Source organism: Bradyrhizobium sp. 191, assembly GCF_023100985.1.
Taxonomy (GTDB): Bacteria; Pseudomonadota; Alphaproteobacteria; order Rhizobiales; family Xanthobacteraceae; genus Bradyrhizobium; species Bradyrhizobium diversitatis.
In genome coordinates, this window is sequence record NZ_CP064692.1 from 3845623 (window position 1) to 3863589 (window position 17967).

Annotated in this window: 16 protein-coding genes; 13 read left to right on the forward strand and 3 right to left on the reverse strand. The window is 64.7% G+C overall.

All coding sequences use genetic code 11. From position 1 onward, the window contains the following. Positions 1-20: 20 nt before the first annotated feature. On the reverse strand, positions 21-809 hold the full coding sequence (gene mddA, locus IVB23_RS17880) for a methanethiol S-methyltransferase (RefSeq protein ID WP_197969080.1): 789 nt from the start codon (positions 807-809) through the stop codon (positions 21-23). Positions 810-942: 133 nt separating this feature from the next. Between mddA and IVB23_RS17885 the strand changes: the two genes are divergently transcribed. Beyond that, positions 943-2490 (forward strand): winged helix-turn-helix domain-containing tetratricopeptide repeat protein, encoded by a 1548-nt coding sequence (locus tag IVB23_RS17885; RefSeq protein ID WP_247804472.1) that lies wholly within the window; start codon positions 943-945, stop codon positions 2488-2490. A gap of 9 nt (positions 2491-2499) precedes the next feature. Here IVB23_RS17885 and irr read toward each other — a convergent pair whose 3' ends face one another. Further along, positions 2500-2985 carry a Fur family transcriptional regulator Irr gene (gene irr / locus IVB23_RS17890; protein ID WP_247804473.1) on the reverse strand — a complete coding sequence of 162 codons (486 nt, stop codon included), beginning with the start codon at positions 2983-2985 and terminating at the stop codon, positions 2500-2502. 511 nt (positions 2986-3496) lie between these two features. On the opposite strand from irr, the gene IVB23_RS17895 reads away from it, so the two are divergent. From IVB23_RS17895 to IVB23_RS17945, 11 genes are all read left to right on the forward strand, one after another. Further along, entirely contained in the window at positions 3497-5047 is a 1551-nt protein-coding gene (locus IVB23_RS17895; protein WP_247804474.1) for an ABC transporter substrate-binding protein, read from the forward strand. A 205-nt stretch (positions 5048-5252) separates the two neighbouring features. Next, a complete protein-coding gene (locus tag IVB23_RS17900) occupies positions 5253-6224 on the forward strand; it encodes an ABC transporter permease (protein WP_247804475.1) in 972 nt (323 codons plus the stop codon). After that, the gene (locus IVB23_RS17905) at positions 6221-7060 is read left to right on the forward strand and encodes an ABC transporter permease (RefSeq protein ID WP_247804476.1); all 840 of its coding nucleotides are present in this window, start codon (positions 6221-6223) and stop codon (positions 7058-7060) included. Before IVB23_RS17900 ends, IVB23_RS17905 begins: the two co-directional genes overlap by 4 nt. A 1-nt stretch (position 7061) precedes the next feature. Next, the gene (locus IVB23_RS17910; RefSeq protein WP_247804477.1) at positions 7062-8681 is read left to right on the forward strand and encodes an ABC transporter ATP-binding protein; all 1620 of its coding nucleotides are present in this window, start codon (positions 7062-7064) and stop codon (positions 8679-8681) included. A gap of 357 nt (positions 8682-9038) precedes the next feature. Further along, the gene (locus IVB23_RS17915; protein ID WP_197488797.1) at positions 9039-9206 is read left to right on the forward strand and encodes a hypothetical protein; all 168 of its coding nucleotides are present in this window, start codon (positions 9039-9041) and stop codon (positions 9204-9206) included. A 6-nt stretch (positions 9207-9212) separates the two neighbouring features. After that, the gene (locus IVB23_RS17920) at positions 9213-9422 is read left to right on the forward strand and encodes a hypothetical protein (RefSeq protein ID WP_197969085.1); all 210 of its coding nucleotides are present in this window, start codon (positions 9213-9215) and stop codon (positions 9420-9422) included. 277 nt (positions 9423-9699) lie between these two features. Further along, on the forward strand, positions 9700-10641 hold the full coding sequence (locus tag IVB23_RS17925) for an AEC family transporter (RefSeq protein ID WP_247804478.1): 942 nt from the start codon (positions 9700-9702) through the stop codon (positions 10639-10641). 182 nt (positions 10642-10823) lie between these two features. Continuing rightward, a complete protein-coding gene (locus IVB23_RS17930; RefSeq protein ID WP_131872177.1) occupies positions 10824-11144 on the forward strand; it encodes a hypothetical protein in 321 nt (106 codons plus the stop codon). Positions 11145-11370: 226 nt separating this feature from the next. Further along, positions 11371-12096, forward strand: a complete 726-nt coding sequence (locus IVB23_RS17935; RefSeq protein WP_061882695.1) for an outer membrane protein — start codon at positions 11371-11373, stop codon at positions 12094-12096. A 164-nt stretch (positions 12097-12260) separates the two neighbouring features. Then, positions 12261-14417: a methyl-accepting chemotaxis protein gene (locus IVB23_RS17940; protein ID WP_061882464.1), complete on the forward strand. Its 2157-nt coding sequence runs from the start codon at positions 12261-12263 to the stop codon at positions 14415-14417. Between the two features lie 235 nt (positions 14418-14652). Next, entirely contained in the window at positions 14653-15714 is a 1062-nt protein-coding gene (locus IVB23_RS17945) for an MBL fold metallo-hydrolase (protein WP_061882465.1), read from the forward strand. 178 nt (positions 15715-15892) lie between these two features. Here the strand turns inward: IVB23_RS17945 and aroQ are convergent, their stop codons facing one another. Beyond that, positions 15893-16324: a type II 3-dehydroquinate dehydratase gene (gene aroQ / locus IVB23_RS17950; RefSeq protein WP_247804479.1), complete on the reverse strand. Its 432-nt coding sequence runs from the start codon at positions 16322-16324 to the stop codon at positions 15893-15895. A gap of 336 nt (positions 16325-16660) precedes the next feature. Between aroQ and hemA the strand changes: the two genes are divergently transcribed. Then, a complete protein-coding gene (gene hemA / locus IVB23_RS17955; protein ID WP_061882696.1) occupies positions 16661-17890 on the forward strand; it encodes a 5-aminolevulinate synthase in 1230 nt (409 codons plus the stop codon). Positions 17891-17967: the final 77 nt, after the last annotated feature.

Below are 17967 nucleotides of genomic sequence, written 5' to 3' on the forward strand. Positions count from 1 at the left end.
CGCGCGGGGCGAGGCCGAGACTATACTGACCGGCGCCAGGGGATAAGCATGGAGACGCGTTGCCTGTACTGCCGATACTCCTCGCCGAAGAGATCGACGAGATCGTTCTCCTCCAGCGCGATGCCGACGAAGATGTAGAGCGTGGTCACGGCCGCGAACAGCAGGTGGCCAGCGGTCATGGTCGGCGCCGCCCAGAACGCGATGATGAAGCCGAGATAGATCGGATGGCGGACGAACTTGTAGAGCAGCGGCGTCTTGAAGCGCGGCGGCGCCGCCTCCTTGCCGGCGAGATGGTCGGTCACCTGATGCAGTCCGAACAGCTCGAAATGGTTGATCATGAAGGTCGAGGTGAAGACCAGCACCCAGCCGGCGAAGGACAGCGTGACCAGTGTCACGGCAACATCCGGATTCTCGACGCTCCATATGACCGACGGCAGCGGGCGCCATTGCCAGAACAGGAGCAGCAATGACAGGCTCGCGAACAGTACATAGGTCGAGCGCTCAACCGGCTTGGGCACGAATTGCGTCCACCAGGCCTTGAACTGCTTGCGTGCCATCACGCTGTGCTGAAGGGCGAACAGCGACATCAGGAGGAGGTTGACGATGAGGGCCTCGACCGTCGACGAGTCGCTTCCGGTGTCGATGGTCTTTGGCACCATCACCCCCATGACGAAGCCGATGGCGTAGAGAATGGTGACGAAAAACACGAGGTATGCCGCAATTCCGTACAGAAAGGCGATGAACTTGAAAATGCGAGAGCCCGTCACCTCCGGGCCGATAGAATGAACCTGTTGATCAAGTTGGGTCATGAAATGCTCCGTTGTGCCGAGACATCGACACGGTTTGGTCGTCGCACCATGCCGGATCGGTCGTCCCGGGACTTTCGCGGAGGGTTGATTTTCGCCTGAGACGACTTTGATTTTTGCTTGAGACGACGGAAACGTGCGATTTCTCTTTGAAAACAACGTGCTGGACGGCGATCTGCGCGAATTGACCTGCGCCGGAGCAGCCGTTCCATTGCAGCCGCAAGTGTTCGATCTCTTGCTTTATCTGGTCACGCAACGCGCACGTGTGGTCAGCAAGGGTGACCTGATCAGCCAGATCTGGGGCGACCGCATCGTCTCGGATTCCGCCCTGAACAGCCGGATCAACGCCGTGCGCAAGGCGATTGGCGACGACGGCGCGGCCCAGCGGCTGATCAAGACCATTCCTCGCAAGGGCTTTCGTTTCGTCGGCGAGGTCCGGGAAGAAGCGGCAGCCTCGCCCGCCCGGACGGAAGGAAAGCCGGCTCCTCCGCGCGTGACGGACCGCCCTGGAATCGCGGTGCTCGCCTTCGAGAACATGAGCGGCGATCCCGCGCAGGACTATTTCGGCGACGGGATCAGCGAAGACATCCTCACCGCACTGTCGAAGCAGCGCTGGTTCATGGTGATCGCCCGCAACTCGTCCTTCACCTACAAGGGGCGCGCGGTCCACATCAGGCAGATCGCCGAGGAGCTCGGCGTCCGCTACGTCGTCGAAGGCAGCGTGCGCAAGGCGGACAAAAGGGTGCGCATCACCGCGCAGCTCAACGACGCCGTGTCGGGAAATCATCTCTGGGCCGAGCGTTATGACCGCGAGCTCGTCGACGTCTTCGCCGTGCAGGACGAAATCACCAACGCGATCGCCGCGGCGATCGAGCCGCAGATCCACGCGGCCGAGAATTTTCGCGCCCATCGCAAGCCGCCCGCGAGCCTGGACGCCTGGGACCTGCTGATGCGTGCGCTGTCGCATTACTGGCGCGTGACCCGGCAGGATCACGACGCCGCCCGGGGGCTGCTCGAGCACGCAATTGCCATCGATCCGAACTACGGCCAGGCGCTGTCGGTGCTGGCCGTGAACGCCATGTTCGGCGTGCATCTCGGCTGGGCCGAGCTGGCCGCGGTTGCCCCGGTCGCGGAAGCCGCCGCGCTCGCTGCGGTGCGCTGCGACCATGAGGACGCCTGGGCCCATGCCGCGCTCGGCAGCGTCTGCTTCTCGACACGCAGGCTTGCGGACGCGCTGTCCGAGTTCGAGCAGGCGCTCGCGCTCAATCCGAATTTCTCGCTGGCGCAGGGCTACTACGCGCTGGCGCTGTCCTATGCCGGACGTTCCCGGGATTCGTTCGAGGCCGCGCAAAGGGCGATCCGGCTGTCACCGCGCGATCCGTCACTGGCGATCTATCACGGCATCGCCGCCTATGCCCGCTTCACCGAGCGGCATTATGACGAGGCCATCGCGCTGGCGCGCGAGGCGATCCGCCATCGCGGCGACCTCACCGGCGCCTACCGCGTGCTCGCGGTCTCCGCCGGCATGACGGGCGACGGATCGCTTGCGGAGATGGCGCTCGGCGAGCTCCGTCGCACCCAACCGGGCATCTCGCTGCACTGGATCGCGACGCAACTACCGTGGGCCAATGACGGGGATCGCGAGCACTATCTGGAGGGATTTCGGCGGGCGGGGTTACGGTAAGGCGCGGCGCTACGTTCTCTTCCGGCGCAGGTGGACGATGACGTCGAGCCGCGCGATCTCGTGGCCGGGAAGCGCCTCGGGCACTTTTGTGAAGGCCAGGCCGTCGGCAACGTCGACCAGCATATCCTCGCCTTCGAGATAGAAGTGCGGATGCACGGACGTGTCGGTGTCGAAGAACGACTTGATGCCGTCGGCCGCGATCCGGCGCAGCAGGCCGGCTTCGGTGAACTGGTTCAGCGTGTTGTAGACGGTCGCGAGCGACAGGTACGCGCTCGTCGCCATCGCCTCTTCGTAGAGGCTCTCCGCGGTGACGTGACGATGGCCGCCCAGGAACAGCAATTGGCCGAGCGCCAGGCGCTGGCGCGTCGGACGCAGGCCGGCATTGTTCAGCAATTGCAGGCAGTGCTGCACGCCCGCCTTCGACGATGGATCGAGGCCGGCGACGTCAGGCCCGCTATCGTCATCCCCAGGGATCGTCGTGGCCAGAATGTCCATGGATCGTCTCACGGCTCAAGGAAACGGGACGCGCAGTGCCGCGTCCCGCCAGTTGCCATTCGATCGCAAAAGCGGTGGCTCGGCTTTGATCCGGATCAAATTCGCAGCACATCATGAACTCACCGGCGGCGTCGCGGCCCTTTCCGAGGACGATATTTCGCACCGCGGACAAATTGGAAGAAGGCGCTTGCGAAGCTGCAGTGGGTGCTCGGGCGAGGCGGCCTGATGCTTTTGGTCGCAGGCGCAGGCTTGTGCAATCACGACCGGCATTGCCGCGAGGCCGCCTGGTCGCCCGGCGCGAGCCAGCCTGACGTCGCAGAAGGACCCGCGGCAGAAACAGGACGCGCTGTACATTTTTTGTGCGAACACTGTCGAGACTTTCATCTTGCGGCGCCGAACGAGACTGTGTGAGCCTCGATATCGGATGGGGACTGGGATGGGCCGACCGTCGCTTTGCGCGCCAGGACGTTGCGAAGCGTGTGCGGCTGGCCTCGCTTGAGAAAGATACGACATGTCAAAACGAGTGTTGCTTGGTCTTCTCCTGGCTTGCGGCCTCACGGCCCCGGCGCTGGCACAAGCGCCGAAAACAGGGGGCACGATCAATGCCGTGATCCAGCCCGAGCCACCCGGCCTGATGCTTGCGCAGATCCAGAACGGCCCGACCCAGATGGTGTCGGGCAACATCTTCGAAGGCCTGCTGCGCTACAGCCCCAAGCTCGAGCCGCAGCCGGAGCTTGCCGAGAGCTGGAGCGTCAGCGAGGACGCCAAGACCTACACCTTCAAGCTCAAGAAGGGCGTGACCTGGCATGACGGCAAGCCCTTCACCGCCGCCGACGTTCTGTTTTCGATCGAGATGCTGAAGCAGACCCACGCGCGCGCCCGCAACAATCTCGCGCAGGTCGAGAAGGTCGAGGCGCCCGACGACTACACGGTGGTGTTCACGTTGAAACAGCCGTTCGGGCCCTTCCTCGGCATCTTCGAGGTCGGCTCGATGCCGATGGTGCCGAAGCATCTCTACGAAGGCACCGACTGGAAGACCAATCCCTACAACAACGCGCCTGTCGGCACCGGCCCCTTCATGTTCAAGGAATGGCAGAAGGGCTCGTTCATCCGCCTAGTCAAGAACCCGAACTACCACGAGAAGGGCAAGCCCTATCTCGACGAGATCTACTGGCAGGTCATTCCCGACGCCGCGGCGCGCGCGGTGGCGTATGAGACCGGCAAGGTGGACGTGCTGCCCGGCGGCTCGGTCGAGAATTTCGACGTGCCGCGGCTGTCCAAGCTGAAGGACACCTGCGTCACCGGCGCCGGCTGGGAGTTCTTCTCGCCGCTGGCGTGGCTGTGGCTGAACAACCGCCAGGGGCCGCTCGCGGACAAGCGGGTGCGGCAGGCGATCATGTACGCGATCGACCGCGACTTCGCCAAGGACGTGATCTGGAACGGGCTCGGCAAGGTCGCGACCGGCCCGTCAGCCTCGACCATCAAGTTCTACACCGACGACGTGAAGAAATATCCGTACGATCCGGCCAAGGCCAAGGCGCTGCTGAAGGAAGCCGGCTACAAGGGCGAGAAGATCCGCCTGCTGCCGCTCGCCTATGGCGAGACCTGGCAGCGCTGGGGCGAAGCGGTGAAGCAGAATCTCCAGGACGTCGGCATGACCATCGAGACGATCGCCACCGACGTTGCCGGCGGCAACCAGAAGATCGCCGAGTGGGACTACGACATCGCCTTCACCTATCTGTACCAGTACGGCGATCCCGCGCTCGGCGTGGGGCGCAACTACGTCTCCAGTGCCATCGCCAAGGGCCAGATGTTCAACAACGTCGAGGGCTATTCCAACCCGGAGATCGACAAGCTGTTCGCCGACGGCGCGGTCGCGACGCCGGATTCCAAGCGCAAGGAGATCTACGAGAAGGCGCAGAAGATCCTGGTCGAGGACGTGCCGGTGGCCTGGATGCTCGAGCTGCAGTTCCCGACCATCATGCGTTGCAAGGTCAAGAACCTGATCACCACGGGGATCGGGGTCAATGACGGCTTCAAGGACGCATGGCTCGACAAGTGAGGCGCTGCCTTTCACCTCTCCCCGCTTGCGGGGAGAGGTCGAATGTGCGCTTTGCGCGCATTCGGGTGAGGGGGAGTCTCCGCGAGTCCAATTCTCGCCGTCCCCGCGGAGAATCCCCCTCACCCCGACCCTCTCCCCGCAAGCGGGGCGAGGGAGTTCACCGTCACCGTGGCTCTAGGCCATGCTCCAAGACATGACTCTCTAGATGCTCTCCTTTGTTACTCAGCGTGTCGTGAAGGGCGTGATCGTCCTGCTCGCGATCGTCGTCCTCAATTTCTTCCTGATTCGCCTTGCGCCCGGCGACCCCGCGGTGGTGATGGCGGGCGAGGCCGGGGCCACCGATCAGGTCTTCGTCAAGCAGCTCCGGGAGAAGTTCGGGCTCGACAAGCCATTGCCCGAGCAGCTCTTCATCTACGTCAAGGGCGTCGTGACGCTTGACCTCGGCTTCTCCTTCCGCCAGCAGGCACCGGTCGCAAAGCTGATCGGCGAGCGGCTGCCGGCGACGCTGCTGCTGACACTAACCGCCTTCGCGATCTCGCTCGCGCTCGGCGTCCTGTTCGGCACCTTCGCCGCGCGCTTTGCCGGCACCTTCCTGGACACCGCCATCACTGTGTTCGCGCTGATCTTCTACGCCATGCCGATCTTCTGGGTGGCGCTGATGGGCATCCTGCTGTTCTCGGTCACCATGGATTGGTTGCCGAGCTTCGGTTACGAGACGGTCGGCGCCAATCTCACCGGCCCTGCTCATGCGCTCGACGTCGCAAAACATCTGATCATGCCGGCGATGACGCTCGGCCTGTTCTTCATGGCGACCTATACCCGCATGACGCGCGCCTCGATGCTGGAGGTGAAACGGCTCGACTTCGTCAAGACCGCGCGTGCGAAAGGTCTCTCCGATGCCGTGATCCAGCGCCGCCACGTGCTGCGCAACGCGCTGCTTCCCGTCGTGACGCTCGCCGGCGTCCATTCCGGCACGCTGATCGGCGGCGCCGTCATCACCGAGACCGTGTTCGCCTGGCCGGGCATCGGGCGCCTGATGTACGACGCGCTGCTGCAGCGGGACTACAATCTGCTGCTCGGCGTCTTCGTGATCTGCTCCGCCATGGTCCTGATCTTCAACCTCATCACCGACCTGGTCTACCGGCTGGTCGACCCACGCATCGAATTCGCCTCATGAAACAGTTCTGGAAATCGATGCTGAAGAGCCCGAGCGGGGTCGTCGGGCTCGTCATCCTCCTGCTTGCGATCTCCGTCGCGATGTTCGGACCGATGCTGTTCCCGAACTCGCCGTGGCGCATGGTGCAGCGCCCGTTCCTCCCGCCGTTCACGCTCTCGACCGTCCCGCTCGGCACTGACGCGCTCGGCCGCGACGTGTTCGCCGGCATGATCTTCGGCGCACGGGTCTCGCTGCTGGTCGGCCTCGTCTCCACGCTGGTCGCACTGATCGTCGGCGTGCCGATCGGCGCCATGGCCGGCTACTTCGGCGGTAAGGTCGATGACGCCCTGATGCGCTTCACCGAGTTCTTCCAGACCATTCCGAGCTTCGCGCTGGCGATCGTGCTGGTCGCGATCCTGCAGCCCTCGATCTATTCGATCGTGGCCTCGATCGCCATCGTGAGCTGGCCGCCGGTGGCACGCCTCGTCCGCGGCGAGGTGCTGTCGCTGCGCACACGCGAATATGTCCAGGCCGCCGTGGTCACCGGCCAGAGCAACAGCTGGATCATCCTGCGCGAGATCCTGCCGAACGCGTTGTCGCCCGTGATCGTGCTGGCCTCGCTGATGGTGGCGACCGCGATCCTCCTGGAATCCTCGCTGTCGTTCCTCGGCCTCGGCGATCCCAACCTGATTTCCTGGGGCTACATGGTCGGCGCCGGCCGCACCGTGATCCGCCAGGCGTGGTGGATCACCGTGTTTCCCGGTGTCGCCATCCTGATCTCGGTGCTCGGCCTCAATCTGATCGGCGAAGGCCTCAACGATGCGCTCAATCCGCGCCTGTCGCGCGAGGGACGCTGACATGACCGCCCCCGCCGCCGTCTCCATCAAGAACCTGCGGATCGCGCTGCCCAAGAGCGCCGAACGGCCGTACGCCGTCGACGGCATCTCGCTGGACCTGCGGGCCGGCAAGATCGTCTGCGTGGTCGGCGAATCCGGTTCCGGCAAATCGATGTGCGCGCACGCGCTGATGGGCCTCTTGCCCGACACGGTCGACGTCACGGCCGGCGAGATCATGTTCGAGGGCCGCGACCTGCTCAAGCTCGACGATGACGGCTGGCGCGACCTGCGCGGCCGCCGGCTGGCTATGATCTTCCAGGAGCCGATGACCGCGCTCAATCCGTTGATGCGGATCGGCGACCAGATGGCGGAGATGTTCGAGGCGCACGGCCTGCTGACGCCGAGGGAACGCCGCGCGAGGGCGCTCGCGTTGGCACGCGAAGTCGGCCTGCCCGACCCGGAACGAATCGTGCGCGCCTACCCGCACCAGCTCTCCGGCGGCCAGCGCCAGCGCGCCATGATCGCGATGGCCCTCGCGCTCGAGCCGGCCGTGCTGGTCGCGGACGAGCCGACCACCGCGCTCGACGTCACCACGCAGGCGCAGATCCTGAAGCTGATCCGCAATCTCCAGCGCAACCGCAACATGGCGGTGATGTTCATCACCCATGATTTCGGCGTCGTCGCCGACATTGCCGACCAAGTCGTGGTGCTCAGGCACGGCAAGGTCGTCGAGGAAGGTCCCGCCGCGACCGTCTTCAGCGCGCCGCAGCACGACTACACCAAGGCGCTGCTCGCCGCCGTGCCGTCGATGGATCCGCCAGCGCGCGCTCCTCTCGACGATCGGGCTAGGGCCGTCGAGGTGATCGGGCTGGACAAGACCTATGTCACCTCGGGCGGCTGGTTTCGCGAGGACCGCCGCGTCGATGCGGCGCGCGCGGTCAATTTCAACATCCTCAAGGGCGAGACGCTCGGCCTGGTCGGCGAATCCGGCTCCGGCAAATCGTCCGTGGCGCGCCTGGTGATGCGGCTGATCGAGGCCGACCGCGGCACGGTGCGGATCGGTGAGACCGACCTGACCTCGCTTTCCGGCAAGGCGCTGCGCGCCGAGCGTCATCGCATCCAGATGATCTTTCAGGATCCATTCGCCTCGCTCAATCCGCGCCGCAAGATCGGTCACATCATCGCCGACGGCCCGATCGCGGCCGGCGTCGATCCGAAGGTCGCGTTCCACCGCGCCCGCGACCTCCTCAAGATGGTCGGCCTGGACGCCGGCGCGCTCGAACGCTATCCGCACGAATTCTCCGGCGGCCAGCGTCAGCGCATCGGCATTGCGCGCGCGCTTGCGCTCGAGCCGGAGATCATCGTCGCCGACGAGGCCGTCTCCGCACTCGACGTCTCGGTGCAGGCGCAGGTGTTGAGACTGCTCGAAGACCTCAAGGCGCGTCTTGGCCTCTCGATGCTGTTCATCACCCACGATCTGCGCGTCGCAGCCCAGATCTGCGACCGCATCGCGGTGATGCAACGCGGCGCCATCGTCGAGCTGAAACCGACCACGCAGCTGTTCGCCGCGCCCGAGCATGCCTATACGCGCGAGCTGCTCGCGGCGGTGCCGGGTCGAAAGGAGCAAGCGCCGGCAGCCTGAGGTACTGGCCGGGGCGGATGCACCGAATTTCGAGATCGTTCCAAAAACTTGGACGCCGCAAGAGGCGAAACAGATTCGCTCCGGCAGCATTTGCTTCGTGCGACCTTCCTTGCCGACGGCGCAAGGACAGGCCGACACTAGCATTTCCCACTCGGCTGCTGGAGCTGCGCAACTGACATGAAGTGGCGGACCAGCCTTGCAACCCAACGACACCGGGACGTTGGGATGTGCGGTCACGCGCTTTTTATTCGGTCGTGACTGCCGCGCCGCTTCAAGGTCGACGGCGGCACCATAGATGACGATTGGATGTTTTGCGTCATCTCATGACAGACACATGAGTTGAGATTTGGAGCGACCATGGGCGAAGTCATTCGATTTGTCTCAAAGTCCGAGCGCGAGCGAGCGCGTCTCATCCAGGAGGCGCGCGCCATCTACGACAGCATCTTTCCTCCGGCGAACTCGGCCGCCGAGGCGCAGGACGAACCGGCGATCGGTCGCACGTTCATCGGCCGCGACGGGGAGTAACGTATCGTGATCAAGATCATCGCCGTGCTTTGCAGCCTCGCCTCTCCCTCTAATTGTCACGAGCAGATCGTCACCACATCGGACTTTGCGCAAATCTCGGTGCAGTCCTGCCTGATGGGCGCGCCGCAACTCGCCGAATGGATGAACCAGCATCCGGCCGAGCGACTCGCTGGATGGCGCTGCGTGATCGGTCAACAGACCGCCCGTGGAATCTGAGCCGGGGCGTCTCGATTCGGCGGAGTAAGCCGTTCTCGTGCCCCGGACGCAGCGCAGCGCTTCCCCCGGCGATGCGAAGCATCGTCCGGTGCAGCGGTGTGCTGCAGAGCCGGGGCCCATCGCAGCGCCGGGCCTTGCAGACCCTGGGTCCCGGCTCGCGCTTCGCGCGTCCGGGACACGCCACTAGACCTGCTCCTCGCTGAACGTTGGGCAGTGACGTCATTCCATTGCCGGGGTAACCTCTCGTTGCGGTCATTGGCAGCGAGGGGGAAGCCGGATGGAGGTCGCCAGCCTCGTTCTTCCCGTATTCGCGATCATCGTCACCGGCTGGCTCGCGGGCGAGGTTGGCTATCTCTCCCGCTCGCTTGCCGATGCCCTGGTCCACTTTGCCTACAACGTGGCGATGCCGGCGCTGCTGATCGTCACGATCGCCCAGGAGCCGGCGCGCAATCTGTTGGAATGGCGCTTTCTGCTCGCATTCGGCGGCGGCTCACTCATCTGCTTCGCCCTGGTGTTCCTGCCGGTCCGCACGAGTGGCAAACACGATCTCGCCAGCAGCACCATCCATGGGATGGCAGCCGCGATGACCAATACCGGGTTCGTCGCGCTGCCGATCCTGCATGCGATCTACGGCCAACCCGCCGTCCTGCCCGCGGCTGTCGCGACGGTGTTCGTGGCCGCGGTGATGTTTCCGATCACGGTGATCCTGCTGGAAAAGCGCGATTCTCGCGGGCGGTCCGCGCTTTCTACGGGACTGGCAAAGCAAATCCTGCTCAATCCCATGGTGCTGTCGACGTTCATTGGCCTCGCGTGGGCGATGACGGGATTGCCGATTCCGGCGCCGGTCGCGGCCTACCTCAACATGATCGCTGCCGCGCTCACGCCGTGCGCGCTGTTTGCCATCGGGCTCGGCCTGTCCGTCGAGGGCCTGCGGTCTAACCTGAAAGCGTCGTTTGCACTCGCGGCGGTGAAACTGGTGGTCATGCCACTCATCGTGTACGGACTCTGCGTCGTCATGGGCCTCAACCCTCTGTACACGGTTGCGGCGGTCGTCTGCGCCGCCGTACCGACGGCGAAAACCGTGTATGTCCTCGCGCACGAGCACAAGGTGGAGGAGAAGCTGGTTGCGGCCACGGTCTCGATCACGACGATGCTGTCGGTCGCGACATTGCTGATCGCGTTCTATCTGCTCTCCGGACCGGTGAGTGGCGCGGGTTGATCGGCCACCGGGGGTCCCGCCTCGCTCTATCTCGTAGTATTGCTGCAGGTGGAGACCGAGTTGGACATGCCGACCGAGGGCCAATTTCAAGACGGAGCGCGGGGCACGCACCCGCCGCCTTCGGATGGACCCGAATCAGCGCTAGTGCATTGCGTTCAGCCACTTCCCTGGACGCGAGCAGCATGACCGGCCCCGAACTGAAGCAGCTTCGCAGCGACCTCTCCGATGCCCTCGAGCGCAAGCTCTCGGCGGCCGATATGGCGAAGCTGTGCGGATTGCCTGAGAAGGGTGGCGCCGACACCATCCGGCGCTGGGAGGTCAGTGGCCCGACGCCGGCGGCGACCAGGGTACTGCGCGTGCTCGCGATGGCGAGCGAGCGCTATCCAATCCTGGAGAAGTTCGACATCTTCGATCGTCATGACGTGCGCGAGGAAGACCGGCCGGCAAAGCGCGCGGCCTTTCGCGAACAGATGCGCGATGAGGTGCGGCGGCGTCTTGGTTAACAAGAGGCGCGCGCAAGTTACCTGGGTTGCGCGAAGTTAAGCCTTCCTTCATCACTTCTTAAGCCGCCATTAAGCACGAAAATCATTTACAGCCCAATAAGTTAGGTTGGCTGTCGCCGTGCCATGCATGTGACAGCATTTTCATCAAAAGCGAGCTATCTGCAAAACCAACGACGGCGCAGGAAAGCGCGCCTGCCGGGGACCTTACGTGTTGGAGTTCAAGACGATGAAGAAGATTCTGTTTGCGACCGTGGCGCTGCTCGTGGTGGGCGCGGCTGCGCCGGCCGTCGGCGCCGACCTCGGCAACCGCAGCTACTACAAGTCGCCCGCGCCGGCCTACGCCGCGCCGATCTACAATTGGACCGGCTTCTATATCGGCGGCCATGTCGGCGGCGCGTTCTCCAGCGACAACAATTTCAACGGCCTCTCCACCGGCAGCAACGGCAACGGCCGCTTCCTCGGCGGCGTGCAGGTCGGCGCGGACTGGCAGTTCAACCCGAACTTCGTGGTCGGCGTCGAAGGCCAGTATTCCTGGCTCACGGGCAGCGTCGGCGCAGTGTTTCCGGGCGGCATCGCCTATACCAATGACCAGCGCGGCCTCGGCTCGATCACCGGCCGCGTCGGCTATACCTGGGGCCCCGGCCTGCTCTACGTGAAGGGCGGCTACGCCTATTCGGACAACAACGAGAAGGTGACTGTGGGCGGCGTGCCGACCGGCTTCATCATCGATGGCGATCACCGCAACGGCTACACCGTCGGCGCCGGCCTGGAATACATGTTCGCCCCGAACTGGTCGGCCAAGGCCGAGTACCAGTACTACAATTTCGGCGATGCGCACTTCACGGCGGGGCCGCTGGTGGGCACCGGCAACTTCACCACCGACGACCATACCTTCAAGGCAGGTGTCAACTACCGCTTCAACTGGGCAGGCTCGGCGGCCGGGCCCTACTGACCGGTTATCAAAACCTTATCACGATGAAGGGCCGGCCTCGTTGCCGGCCCTTCTTTTTTCGCTCTGCGGAACATGCGCAACCAATTGTGCCAAGCGCGATTTTTTAACCGGTGCTGCCGATACTGCGCTCACAAACAGAAGCAAGAACATTGGGGGAATTTTCGATGGCGATCCGTCTGGGCCTTGGCCGTTTCCTTGGCCGTTTCCGTCCTCGTTTCAGAATGCCGAAATGGGGCGTGCGCGGCAGCCTGTTCGCGGCCTTTGCAGTGATCGCGGGCATGGGCCTCGTGATCGCGGCCGGCGCCGGCCTGGCGCTGCAGAATCTCGGCGGACGCATGACCGAACTGAGCGGGCGGGACATTCCGCGCCTTGCCGCCAGCCTGCAACTATCGGCGCTGAGCGCCAGCCTTGCGGCCCAGGGGCCTGCCCTGCTAGCGGCGCAAAGCGAGGACGCCCTGAGCGAGCGCACCAAGAAGCTCAAGGAATTGCAGGAGCAGACGCAGCAAAAGCTCAACGAGATCATCGAGCTCGGCGGCGACAAGAGCGTCGTCTCCGGCCTCAGCGACACGATGAAGAGCATCAACGAGGCGGCTCAGAGCCTGGCGAAGGCCGCCCGCGAACGGCTCGACATCGCGGCCCTCCACGACAAACAATATGACGCCCTTCGCGGCGCGCAGGGCGCGTTCGTCGGCGCAGCGAGCCCGGCGATGCTGGACGCGCAGACCCGTGTCAATGCCATTCTCGGTTCAGCCGATCTGTCAGCCGCAGACGCGACCGACGCCGCGCAGACCGTCGGTCAGCTCGGCAACGTCGTCGCCAGCGGCAATCTCGCCGCCGCCAACATGAGCGCCGCGCTGTCGGCGAACACGAGCGACAAGCTCGACGACATCCAGAAGGAGTTCAAGACCGCGCAGGGACGCCTGCGCTCCAACCTCGACCTGCTGCCGGACAACCAGGGCAACAAGATGCTGCGCGAGACGGCGGAAAAGCTGCTCGCGCTCGGCACCGGCAAGACCGGCGTGTTCAATCTGCGCGAGAAGGAGCTCGACTCCATCGACTATGGCCAGACCATCCTGGACGAGACCCGCAAGCTCAATGTCGGTCTCGGCATCAGCGTGCAGCAGCTCGTCGACGGCGTGCAGAAGGAGACCAACGCCTCGACCTTCCAGGCGCGGCAGGAGATTTCGCTCGCGACGTCGGTCATGCTGGCGATGGGCGCGTTGATGCTGGTCGGCTCGGCGCTGTTCGTCTGGCTCTATGTCGGACGCAGCATCCTGCGCCGGATCGGCGCCCTGCATCAGTCGATGCAACTGCTCGCGAACGGCGACCTCGAAACCGACATCTACCGCTCGAAGAACCACAACGACGAGATCTCGGTGATGGCGAACACGCTGCAAGTGTTCCGGGAGAGCATGATCGAGGCCCGTGCGCTGGCGAGCGAGCAGGACAGGGACCGTATCGCCAAGACCGAGCGTGCCGCGCGCATGGAAGCGAAGATCGCCGAATTCGAAAGCGCGGTGCGCTCCGCGCTCGACAATCTGGCGCAGTCAGCCAATTCGATGCAATCGACCGCGCAGAGCATGTCGAACACCGCCGACCAGTCCAACGCGCTCGTGAACGCAGTCGCCTCCGCCGCGGAGGAAACGTCTGTCAACGTACAGACCGTGTCGGCCGGCACCGAGCAGCTGTCCTCCTCGATCCAGGAGATCAGCCGCCAGGTCGTGACCTCCGCCGAGATCGCCAAGAAGGCGGTCGACGAAGCGGGAGCGACCGACGCCACCGTGCAGAGCCTCGCCGACAGCGCGAGCCGCATCAGCGTCGTCGTCGACCTGATCCAGACCATCGCCTCGCAGACCAACCTGCTCGCGCTGAACGCCACCATCGAGGCCGCACGCGCAGGCGAGGCCGGCCGCGGCTTTGCCGTGGTCGCCTCCGAAGTGAAGAGCCTGGCGAGCCAGACCGCCAAGGCGACAGACGAGATCCGCACCCAGATCGCCAGCATGCAGTCAGTCACGACCTCCGCGGTCGGCGCCATCCAGGGCATCGGCCGGATCATCGGCGAGATCAACGACGTCACCACGACGATCGCAGCCGCTGTCGAGGAACAGGGCGCCGCCACGCGCGAAATCGCCCGCAACATCCAGCATGCCGCCGGCGGCACCAGCGAAGTCTCCAGCAACATCGTCGGCGTCTCCACTGCGTCCGCCGAAGCGGGCGCTGCGGCAGGCGACGTGCTGAGCGCCTCGGACGCGCTGCGGCGCGAGGCCGATATGCTGCGTGGGGAAATCGACGCGTTCCTCAACGACATGCGGGCGGCCTGATCGTCATTCCGGCGACTTCGAAGCGGCGACGCCGGGATCCCGCACCACGATCTCCGGATTCTCAGGTGCGCAACCGCGCACCAGAGGTCGCGCTCATGCGAGCCCGGAATGACGGCATATTTTGGCGACTTCAAACCGGGAGGCGGAAAACACGGCCGGTATGACGGCCATGCGGCGCCCGCCATGCGTGCTTTTTCGGCTGGCGCCATGCGCGCGCTGGGTTTAAGCGGGTAGCATGAGCTCAAAAACCGACATCGCACAGTCCTCGGCCGAGGCCCTGCGCTATCCCTGGGAACAGCACCCCGGCCCCGAAGAGGTTGTGGAGATCAGGCCCGGCGTGTTGTGGGCGCGGCTGAAACTGCCGTTCCGCCTCAACCACGTGAACATCTACCTGCTCGCCGACGGCGACGGCTATGCGATGATCGATGCCGGGTTCGGCAACGAGGAGACGATCGAGGCCTGGACGAAACTGTTCGAGGGGCCGCTGAAGGGCGTCAACATCACGCGCCTGATCGTCACCCACTCCCACCCGGACCATGTCGGCCTCGCCGGCTGGATCGTCGAGCGCTTCGACTGTCCGCTGGTGATGTCGCAGGTCGAATATCTGCAATCGGTCTATCACCAGAACCGCGGCACCGAGGAGCGGCGCGAGGCGCAGCGGCTGTTCTTCCGCCGTCACGGCATGGACGAGTCGCTGACCGAGAAGCTGCTCGGGCGCGGCCAGGATTATCTCAAGCGCGTCTCGGTGCTGCCGCCGTCCTACCGCCGCATCTCGCATGGCGACGAGGTCGTGATCGGCACGCGCCGCTTCAAGGTGATCACCGGCGGCGGCCACGCGCTCGACCAGGTCATGCTGTATTGCGCCGACGACAAGCTGTTCCTCTCCGCCGACCAGGTGCTGAGCAAGATCTCGCCGAATGTCAGCGTCTGGGCGGTCGAGCCCGACCAGAACTCGCTCGGCGAATACCTGGCCTCGCTCGCGAGCCTCACCACCACCCTGCCCTATGATCTGCTGGTGCTGCCCGGCCATGGCGTGCCGTTCTATGGACTGAAGACCCGCATCAAGCAGCTCGCCGACCATCACGAGGAGCGCTGCCGCCTGATCGCGGAAGCCTGCCGCGAGATGCCGCAGACATCGCGCGCCTTGGTGCCTGTCGTGTTCAACAAGCACGTGCTGGACGAGCACCAGATGGGCTTTGCCGCCGGCGAACTCGTCGCCCACGTCAACTATATGATCGTCGAGGGCCGGCTGACGGCCGAGACAAAGGACGGCGTGCTGCAGTTTCGGACGACGTGAGTTCTTCGCCTCTCCCCGCCTGCGGGGAGAGGCCGGAATGCGCGCGTAGCGCGGATTCCGGGTGAGGGGGACTCTCCACGAACTCAATTCTCACCGTCTCCGCGGAGAGTCCCCCTCACCCCAACCCTCTCCCCGCAAGCGGGGCGAGGGAGCAGACCACCACCGCCGCGGCTACCACTCACTTCATGTTCGCAATCGCGTGCAGCGCCGCGACGTAGCCGAACGGTCCCAGCCCGCAGATCACGCCGGTCGCCACGAACGAGATCTTGGAGTGCCGGTGATATTCGTCGCGGGCGTGGATGTTGGAGATGTGGACCTCCAGCACCGGGCCCTCGAATGTCTTGATCGCGTCCATGATCGAAACCGAGGTGAAGGAGAGACCGGCCGGGTTGATGACGATGGCATCGGCATCCTGCCGCGCCGACTGGATCAGGTCGACGAGCACGCCCTCGTGGTTGGACTGGTGGAAGGCGAGCTTGAGCCCGAGCTTGGCGGCGGCGTCCTCGCAGCTCGCGTTGATCTCTGCGAGCGTCGTCGTACCGTAGATGTGCGGCTCGCGGATGCCGAGCATGTTGAGGTTGGGACCGTTGAGGATCATGACACGCTTCATCGGGGCTTCCTTTCGCATGGGCTGTCCGACTGACCGGCGCGCAGCCCTAGCCGGGCAAGGCTATGGCGTTGGTGCAGCCAGCTTGGCCATTATGGATGGTGCGCGCGCCATGGACAAAATGTCCACGGCAGCCCTGCCTCCCCCCGGTCGGGCCGGTCGCGGCCGGCAGTCCTGTGCTAGGCGCTTGATCCAAATCAACAATCGCCGCCGGACCGGCGGTTATCAATTGGCACGCTCGCCTTGCCTCAAATGTGCGCTGGCGCATAGACATTGGAGCTTGAAAAGCTCTAAAAAATGAGCGGCCGTCATGGCCGGGTTCCGTTGCGGGTCTTGCCGATGGATTACAACCAGTTCTTCAATTCCGCTCTCGACCGCCTCCACACTGAGCGGCGCTATCGCGTGTTCGCCGACCTCGAACGCACGGCCGGCCGGTTTCCGCACGCGGTGTGGCACTCGTCCAAGGGCAAGCGCGACGTCGTGATCTGGTGCTCCAACGACTATCTCGGCATGGGCCAGCACCCGAAGGTGGTCGGCGCCATGGTCGAGACCGCGACGCGCGTCGGCACCGGTGCCGGCGGCACCCGCAACATTGCCGGCACGCACCATCCGCTGGTCCAACTCGAAGCCGAACTCGCCGACCTCCACGGCAAGGAAGCCGCGCTGCTGTTCACCTCGGGCTATGTCTCGAACCAGACCGGCATCCCCACAATCGCAAAGCTCATTCCGAACTGCCTGATCCTGTCCGACGAGCTCAACCACAATTCGATGATCGAGGGCATCCGGCAGTCCGGCTGCGAGCGGGTCGTGTTCCGCCACAATGACGTTGCGCATCTCGAAGAGCTGTTGAAAGCGGCCGGCCCGAATCGGCCGAAGCTGATCGTCTGCGAGAGTCTCTATTCCATGGACGGCGATGTCGCGCCGCTCGCCAGGATCTGCGATCTCGCCGAGACGTATGGCGCGATGACCTATGTCGACGAGGTCCATGCCGTCGGCATGTACGGCCCGCGCGGCGGCGGCATCGCCGAGCGTGACGGCGTCATGCATCGCATCGACGTTCTCGAGGGCACGCTCGCCAAGGCGTTCGGCTGTCTCGGCGGCTATATCGCCGCCAATGGCCAGATCATCGACGCCGTGCGCTCCTACGCGCCGGGCTTCATCTTCACCACCGCGCTGCCGCCGGCGGTCTGCTCGGCCGCGACTGCCGCGATCCGGCACCTGAAGAGCTCGAACTGGGAGCGCGAGCGCCACCAGGACCGCGCCGCCCGCGTCAAGGCGATCCTCAATGCCGCCGGCCTACCCGTCATGTCGAGCGACACCCACATCGTGCCGCTGTTCGTCGGCGATCCCGAGAAGTGCAAGCAGGCCTCCGACCTCCTGCTCGAAGAGCACGGTATCTACATCCAGCCGATCAACTATCCGACCGTCGCCAAGGGCACCGAGCGCCTGCGCATCACGCCCTCGCCCTATCACGACGACGGCCTGATCGATCAGCTCGCCGAAGCGCTGCTCCAGGTGTGGGACCGCCTCGGCCTGCCGCTGCGCGAGAAGTCGCTGGCAGCGGAGTAGACCCCCTGCCACCCTCCTCCGGATGGCGAGGCGGAGTGCATTTGAGATTTTGCAGAGGTCGTCATGCCCGGGCTTGT